The organism is Streptomyces sp. NPDC051987 (genome assembly GCF_040680735.1).
Lineage (GTDB): Bacteria > Actinomycetota > Actinomycetes > Streptomycetales > Streptomycetaceae > Streptomyces.
Genome location: NZ_JBFAXI010000048.1, coordinates 53,944 through 61,489, shown reverse-complemented (window position 1 = coordinate 61,489; position 7,546 = coordinate 53,944). Strand labels below are relative to the sequence as shown.

The 7,546-nt window shown below is 72.4% G+C and carries 6 protein-coding genes; 4 read left to right on the top strand and 2 right to left on the bottom strand.

Going from position 1 to position 7,546, the window contains the following annotated elements; all coding sequences use genetic code 11:
- On the top strand, positions 1 to 624 hold a 624-nt coding region (locus tag AB0M11_RS24840; RefSeq protein WP_365709010.1), incomplete at its 5' end, for a biotin/lipoyl-containing protein.
- Positions 625 to 937: 313 nt separating this feature from the next.
- On the opposite strand, the gene AB0M11_RS24835 is transcribed toward AB0M11_RS24840, so the two are convergent.
- Both AB0M11_RS24835 and AB0M11_RS24830 read right to left on the bottom strand, forming a co-directional pair.
- Positions 938 to 1,876, bottom strand: coding sequence for a DeoR/GlpR family DNA-binding transcription regulator (locus AB0M11_RS24835; RefSeq protein WP_365709025.1), 939 nt, complete (start codon positions 1,874 to 1,876; stop codon positions 938 to 940).
- Between the two features lie 282 nt (positions 1,877 to 2,158).
- The gene (locus AB0M11_RS24830; protein ID WP_365709008.1) at positions 2,159 to 3,607 is read right to left on the bottom strand and encodes an NAD(P)H-quinone dehydrogenase; all 1,449 of its coding nucleotides are present in this window, start codon (positions 3,605 to 3,607) and stop codon (positions 2,159 to 2,161) included.
- 96 nt (positions 3,608 to 3,703) lie between these two features.
- On the opposite strand from AB0M11_RS24830, the gene AB0M11_RS24825 reads away from it, so the two are divergent.
- From AB0M11_RS24825 to AB0M11_RS24815, 3 genes are all read left to right on the top strand, one after another.
- Positions 3,704 to 4,144, top strand: a complete 441-nt coding sequence (locus AB0M11_RS24825; RefSeq protein ID WP_365709006.1) for a gamma-glutamylcyclotransferase — start codon at positions 3,704 to 3,706, stop codon at positions 4,142 to 4,144.
- Positions 4,145 to 4,428: 284 nt separating this feature from the next.
- Positions 4,429 to 5,253 (top strand): purine-nucleoside phosphorylase, encoded by an 825-nt coding sequence (locus AB0M11_RS24820; RefSeq protein WP_365709004.1) that lies wholly within the window; start codon positions 4,429 to 4,431, stop codon positions 5,251 to 5,253.
- Between the two features lie 570 nt (positions 5,254 to 5,823).
- Positions 5,824 to 7,455, top strand: coding sequence for a phospho-sugar mutase (locus AB0M11_RS24815; protein WP_365709002.1), 1,632 nt, complete (start codon positions 5,824 to 5,826; stop codon positions 7,453 to 7,455).
- The last annotated feature ends 91 nt before the right edge of the window (positions 7,456 to 7,546 follow it).

Here is a 7,546-nt window from a genome sequence, read left to right as displayed (position 1 = left end):
GCCAAGCTGATCGTCACCGGCCGCACCCGCGCCGAGGCCCTGCAGCGGGCCGCCCGCGCCCTGGACGAGTTCCAGGTCGAAGGCATGGCCACGGCGATCCCGTTCCACCGCGTCGTCGTCCGCGACCCCGCGTTCGCCCCCGAGCTGACCGGCTCCGAGGACCCCTTCACGGTCCACACCCGCTGGATCGAGACCGAGTTCGTCAACGAGATCAAGCCCTTCGCCGCCCCCGCCGACGCGGAGGCCGACGAGGACACCGGCCGCGAGACCGTCGTCGTCGAGGTCGGCGGCAAGCGCCTGGAGGTCTCCCTGCCCGCCTCCCTGGGCATGACCCTGGCCCGCACCGGCCTCGCCGCCGGGGCCAAGCCGAAGCGCCGCGCCGCCAAGAAGTCCGGCCCGGTCGCCTCCGGGGACACCCTCGCCTCGCCGATGCAGGGCACGATCGTCAAGGTCGCGGTCGAGGAGGGCCAGGAGGTCAAGGAGGGCGACCTGATCGTCGTACTCGAAGCGATGAAGATGGAACAGCCCCTGAACGCGCACAAGACCGGCACCATCAAGGGCCTCGCCGCCGAGGTCGGCGCGTCCCTCACCTCCGGCGCCGTGATCTGCGAGATCAAGGACTGACCGCACCCCGCACCACACCGCCCGGCGAACGTCACCCGACGCTTCGCCGGGCGCTCGGCGTTCTGGGGAGGTGCGGAGCGCCCCGCTCCCTGCCGGGCCGCTGCCATCGCCCTGGCAGCGGAGAGGTCACCGGTGGACCGGGAGGCGGCCGGGCGGATTGCCGGCCCTGGCTCGGCGGAGACTCACACCTGACAAACCCAGCGGCGCTGGGGGCACCCCCGGCCGCAGGGTGGGGGAGGACGGCGCGACCGGCCACGGCTGACCCGCACCCGCGCGCCTGCGGAATTACCGCGGCGCCCAGGCACTGGGCCCGTCACCGGCGCCGCATGTCAGCGACGCGCCCTCGCTCGGTCCCCGTCGGCTCCCCCTGGAGCATCGACGCCGAGCGCAACCCCGCTCCCGGCCCCTGGCTCCGCCGCGGGCCCGGCAGGGCGACGTCCCGACGCTGCTGATGCTGCTGTCGCGCCGGGACCTGGTCACCCCCCGGGTTCCCGGACGCCCCGGCGACGGCGATCTGCACCCCCTGGTCCGCCAGGGCCTGCAGCTCGGTGACCGCGCGGTCGTCGTGACCCGGCGGCTCGTCCGTGACCAGCCGGGTGATGAGATCGGTCGGCACGGTCTGGAACATGGTGTCCGTACCGAGCTTGGTGTGGTCGGCGAGGATCACGACCTCCGCGGCGGCCTGCACCAGCGCCCTGTCGACGGACGCCGCCAGCATGTTGGACGTGGACAGCCCCCGCTCGGCCGTCAGGCCGCTCCCGGACAGGAAGGCCTTCGACACGCGCAGCCCCTGGAGGGACTGCTCCGCACCGGAGCCGACGAGCGCGTAGTTGGAGCCCCGCAGGGTCCCACCGGTCATCACGACCTCGACCCGGTTGGCGTGCGCCAACGCCTGCGCCACCAGCAGTGAGTTGGTGACGACGGTCAGGCCGGGCACTCTCGCCAGGCGGCGCGCGAGTTCCTGGGTGGTGGTACCCGCCCCGACCACGATGGCCTCGCCTTCTTCGACGAGGCCCGCGGCGAGATCGGCGATGGCCGTCTTCTCGGCGGTCGCGAGATGGGATTTCTGCGGAAAGCCGGACTCCCGCGTGAAGCCGCCCGGCAGTACCGCACCGCCGTGCCGGCGGTCGAGGAGTCCTTCTGCCTCCAGTGCGCGCACGTCCCGCCGTACGGTCACTTCTGAGGTCTGGACGACGCGGGCGAGCTCACGGAGCGACACGGCCCCGTTCGCTCGCACCATTTCGAGGATCAATTGGCGACGTTCTGCAGCGAACACGAAACTGACAGTAACCCCAACGACCGTCTGCTTTCAGCAGTTTGCGCCGAATAGCAGAAGTTGTTCGCACACCAGGGTCAGGAGTGGTATACGCCCTCCTCCACCCGACTATGCCGCACGCATGACCGACAACTCGCCGTGACCAGCGGGGAGTCGATTCCGGCCGTCAGAGTTCCCCGCCGGCCTTCGACGTGTTCGGTCGGCGCCGCCGAACCGCACCGCACCGATCAACGAGTTGACTCCCCGCACACCGCGAGGTCAGAGCTCGGCGCCGGTCTTCCGGGTGTGCAGCTGGCGTGCGACCTCCGCGATCGACCCGGAGAGGGACGGGTACACGGTGAAGGCGTTCGCGATCTGTTCGACCGTCAGATTGTTGTCGACGGCGATCGAGATCGGATGGATCAGTTCCGAGGCGCGCGGGGAGACGACCACGCCGCCCACCACGATCCCCGTCCCCGGCCGGCAGAACATCTTCACGAAGCCGTCCCGGATGCCCTGCATCTTCGCGCGCGGGTTGCGCAGCAGCGGCAGCTTCACCACCCGGGCGTCGATCTTGCCGGCGTCCACGTCGGCCTGCGTGTACCCCACCGTCGCGATCTCCGGGTCGGTGAAGACGTTCGACGACACGGTCTTCAGGTTCAGCGGGGCCACCGCGTCGCCCAGGAAGTGGTACATCGCGATCCGCCCCTGCATGGCGGCCACCGACGCGAGCGCGAAGACGCCCGTCACGTCACCGGCGGCGTACACCCCCGGAGCCGTCGTCCGCGAGACCTTGTCGGTCCAGATGTGCCCGGAGTCGCGCAGCTTGACGCCGGCCTCCTCCAGGCCCAGCCCCGCGCTGTTCGGAATGGCACCGACGGCCATCAGACAGTGCGACCCGCTGATCACCCGGCCGTCCGCCAGCGTCACCTCGACCCGGTCCCCGACCCGCTTGGCCGCGGCCGCCCGCGAGCGGGCCATGACGTTCATGCCGCGCCGCCGGAACACGTCCTCCAGGACGGCGGCCGCGTCCGGGTCCTCACCCGGCAGCACGCGGTCCCGGGACGAGACCAGCGTGACCCGCGACCCCAGCGCCTGGTAGGCACCGGCGAACTCGGCACCGGTGACACCCGACCCGACCACGATCAGCTCTTCGGGCAGCTCGGTGAGGTCGTAGACCTGGGTCCAGTTCAGGATGCGCTCGCCGTCGGGCTGCGCGTCGGGCACCTCCCGCGGATGCCCGCCCGTCGCGATCAGCACCGCGTCGGCGACGAGCGTCTCCTCGCTCCCGTCGGCGGCCGTGACGACGACCTTCCGCGACCCGTCCAGGGCCTGCATGCCCTCCAGCCGCCCCCGCCCCCGCATGACGCGGGCACCCGCACGCGTCACGGAGGCCGTGATGTCGTGCGACTGCGCGAGCGCGAGCCGCTTCACCCGCCGGTTGACCTTCCCCAGGTCGACCCCGACCACCCGCGCCGCCTGCTCCAGGGGCGGGGTGTCGTCGGCCACGATGATCCCCAGCTCTTCGTACGAAGAATCAAAGGTGGTCATCACCTCGGCCGTAGCAATGAGAGTCTTCGACGGCACGCAGTCGGTCAGCACCGACGCCCCGCCCAGACCGTCGCAGTCGACGACGGTCACCTCCGCGCCGAGCTGCGCGGCCACCAGCGCCGCCTCATAGCCGCCGGGTCCGCCACCGATGATCACGATCCGAGTCACGTACTCCATTGTCCCGCACGCCCCGAGGTGCTACTGCCCGGGGCCGCCACCCGGCGCCGCCTGGGACAGGAGTGGCATCCGGGACGGCTGCCGTACCCTCTCCCCATGTCGTCGCTCTACGCCGCGTACGCCGGCAATCTCGACGCACGGCTGATGTCCCGCCGCGCTCCCCACTCCCCCCTGCGCGCCACCGGCTGGCTGAACGGATGGCGGCTGACCTTCGGCGGCGAGCAGATGGGCTGGGAGGGCGCCCTGGCGACGATCGTCGAGGATCCCCTCTCCCAGGTCTTCGTCGGCCTGTACGACATCGCCCCGATGGACGAGGAGGCCATGGACCGCTGGGAGGGCGTGGGCCTGGGCATCTACCGCCGCGCCCGGGTGCGCGTGCACACCCTGGAGGGTGAGGAGTCGGCCTGGCTGTACGTCCTCGACGGCTACGAGGGCGGCCTCCCCTCGGCCCGCTACCTGGGCGAGATCGCCGACGCGGCGGAATCCGCGGGCGCCCCGCACGACTACGTGATGGAGCTGCGCAAACGGCCCTGCTGAGCCCCGTCCCTGCACGGGGAGCACCGACGCGCCCACGACCGGCTGGAAGACCGCCAGCGCATCGCGTTCGACAAGGGCATCGCCCTCCTCGCGTGGAATACAGGGTGAGCCGCGGCCGTCTGCTGATCTTCATTGTCGAGTGACCGGAACCGGCACAGACCCCTCACAGCAGCCACAAAGGCCGCCTGCGTCACCCCCCTCGTCGGAAACGACAAGACAACGATCGCCATCCCATGACCTCCGTCATCTACGCGCGTAGGCCAGGACCGGCTACTCTCGTCCGCGTGAACGCATCTCTCCTTCCGGACGACATCCAGGGCGACCCCCACGCCGCCGCCGACGCGGCCGCCGCTCGCCTGCGCGAACTCACGGGCGCCGACACCCACGACGTCGCCCTCGTGATGGGCTCCGGCTGGGCGCCGGCCGTCGACGCCCTGGGCGCTCCCGACGCCGAGTTCCAGGTCACCGAGCTGCCCGGCTTCCCGCCGCCGGCCGTGGCGGGACACGGCGGCAAGATCCGCTCGTACGCCTTGGGCGACAAGCGCGCGCTGGTCTTCCTGGGCCGCACGCACTACTACGAGGGCCGGGGCGTCGCCGCCGTCGCCCACGGTGTGCGCACCGCGGTGGCCGCCGGCTGCAAGACGATCGTCCTCACCAACGGCTGCGGCGGCCTGCGCGAGGGCATGCGGCCCGGCCAGCCGGTCCTGATCAGCGACCACATCAACCTGACGGCCACGTCGCCCATCATCGGCGCCAACTTCGTCGACCTCACCGACCTTTACTCCCCGCGCCTGCGCGCGCTGTGCAAGGAGATCGACCCCAGCCTCGAAGAGGGCGTCTACGCGCAGTTCCCCGGCCCGCACTACGAGACGCCGGCCGAGATCCGCATGGCCCGCGTGATCGGCGCGGACCTGGTGGGCATGTCGACGGTCCTCGAAGCGATCGCCGCGCGCGAGGCGGGGGCCGAGGTGCTGGGCATCTCCCTGGTGACGAACCTCGCCGCGGGGATGACGGGCGAGCCCCTCAACCACGAGGAGGTCCTCCAGGCCGGCCGCGACTCGGCGGCCCGCATGGGCGAGCTGCTGGCCCAGGTGCTGGGCCGGCTCTGACAGCGCCGTCCGCCCCGTGCGGTCCGGCTGCGTCCGCAGGCCCGTACGGGCTGGTCGCGCAGTTCCCCGCGCCCCTCACGGGGCGCCGCACCACTGCCGGCAGACAGGCGAAGCCCCCCGCAACACCGCAGTCGCCCACGACACCGGAAGTGGCCAGCCACCTGCAGTCGACCGCGAAGCTGCAGTCACGCGCGACACTGAAGTCGCCGCGGCGCGGAAGACGACAGCACCGCTGAAGCCGGCCGCGGCGCTGGACCAGGTCGCGGCAGCGACACTGAAGTCGCCCGCGGCGCGGAAGATGACGGCACCGCTGTAGCCGGCCGCGGCGCTGGACCAGGTCGCGGCAGCGGCGCTGGAGTCGCGCGCGGCGGGAAGGGGACGGGGTGGGGAGTTCCCGCCCGCAGTGGCCGGCGTCGGGTGGGCAGGACGGCATGAGAGACAGCAGCGCCGGTCCGAGGACGGGGACTTCCCGCCCCGGCACCGACCCACCACCACCCGTAGGCGCTACGCGCACCCCCACCGAAGCCGCGGATGCGCCGCAGGCACACCACGAGAGGTTGGACGACGACCGTGCACGACGATCTCATCGCCCGGGCCCGAGCCTGGCAGACCGAGGACCCCGACCCGGAGACCCGCGACGAGCTGGCCAAGCTCATCGACTCCGGTGACCTCACCGAACTGTCGGCCCGCTTCAGCGGCACGCTCCAGTTCGGCACCGCCGGCCTGCGCGGCGAACTCGGCGCCGGCCCCATGCGCATGAACCGCTCCGTCGTCATCCGCGCCGCCGCCGGCCTCGCCGCGTACCTGAAGACCCACGGCCACGGCGCCGGCACCGTCGTCATCGGCTACGACGCCCGCCACAAGTCCGCCGACTTCGCCCACGACACCGCGGCCGTCATGACCGGCGCCGGCCTCAAGGCCGTCGTGCTCCCCCGCCCCCTCCCCACCCCCGTCCTCGCGTTCGCCATACGGCACCTCGGCGCGGTCGCCGGCGTGGAGGTCACCGCCAGCCACAACCCGCCCCGCGACAACGGCTACAAGGTCTACCTCGGCGACGGCTCCCAGATCGTCCCGCCCGCCGACGCGGAGATCGCGGCCGAGATCGACGCCATCACGAGCCTGAACGACGTCCCCCGCCCCGAAACCGGCTGGCAGACCCTCGACGACAGCGTCCTGGACGCCTACCTGGCCCGCACGGACGCCGTCCTGGCCCCCGGCTCCCCCCGCACGGCCCAGACCGTCTACACGGCCATGCACGGCGTCGGCAAGGACACCCTCCTCGCCGCTTTCGCCCGCGCCGGCTTCCCCGCCCCCGTCCTCGTCGCCGAACAGGCCGACCCGGACCCGGACTTCCCGACCGTCGCCTTCCCCAACCCGGAAGAGCCCGGCGCGATGGACCTCGCCTTCGCGAAGGCCCGCGAGACCGACCCCGACCTGGTCATCGCCAACGACCCGGACGCCGACCGCTGCGCCGCCGCCGTCCAGCAGGACGGCGAGTGGCGCATGCTCCGCGGCGACGAGGTCGGCTCCCTGCTCGCCGCGCACCTGGTCCGCCGCGGCGCCACCGGCGTCTTCGCCGAGTCGATCGTCTCCTCCTCCCTCCTCGGCCGCATCGCCGAGAAGGCGCACCTCCCCTACGAGGAGACCCTCACCGGCTTCAAGTGGATCGCCCGCGTCGACGGCCTGCGCTACGGCTACGAGGAGGCCCTCGGCTACTGCGTCGACCCCGACGGCGTCCGCGACAAGGACGGCATCACCGCGGCCCTCCTGATCACCGAACTGGCCTCGGTCCTCAAAGAGGAGGGCCGCACCCTCCTCGACCTCCTGGACGACCTCGCCGTGGAGCACGGGCTGCACGCCACCGACCAGCTCTCGGTCCGCGTCCAGGATCTCTCCGTCATCGCCCAGGCCATGCGCCGGCTCCGCGAGCACCCCCCGGCGGACCTCGCGGGCCTCCCGGTCACCAGGGCCGAGGACCTCACCCAGGGCACGGACACGCTCCCGCCCACCGACGGTCTCCGCTACACCCTCACCGGCGCCCGGGTCATCGTCCGCCCCAGCGGTACCGAGCCCAAGCTGAAGTGCTACCTGGAGGTCGTTGTCCCGGTGTCCGACCACGCCGCCCTCCCCGCCGCCCGCGCCCAGGCCGCCCGGACCCTGGCGGCGATCAAGCGCGACCTCTCCGCGGCGGCCGGCATCTGACACCCGCAGGGGTGCCTCTCGGCCAGGGGCACCCCTACGGGTGATTTCGCGACGGCGACCGACCCACCCGCCGTACCCCGCCCCGGCTCCC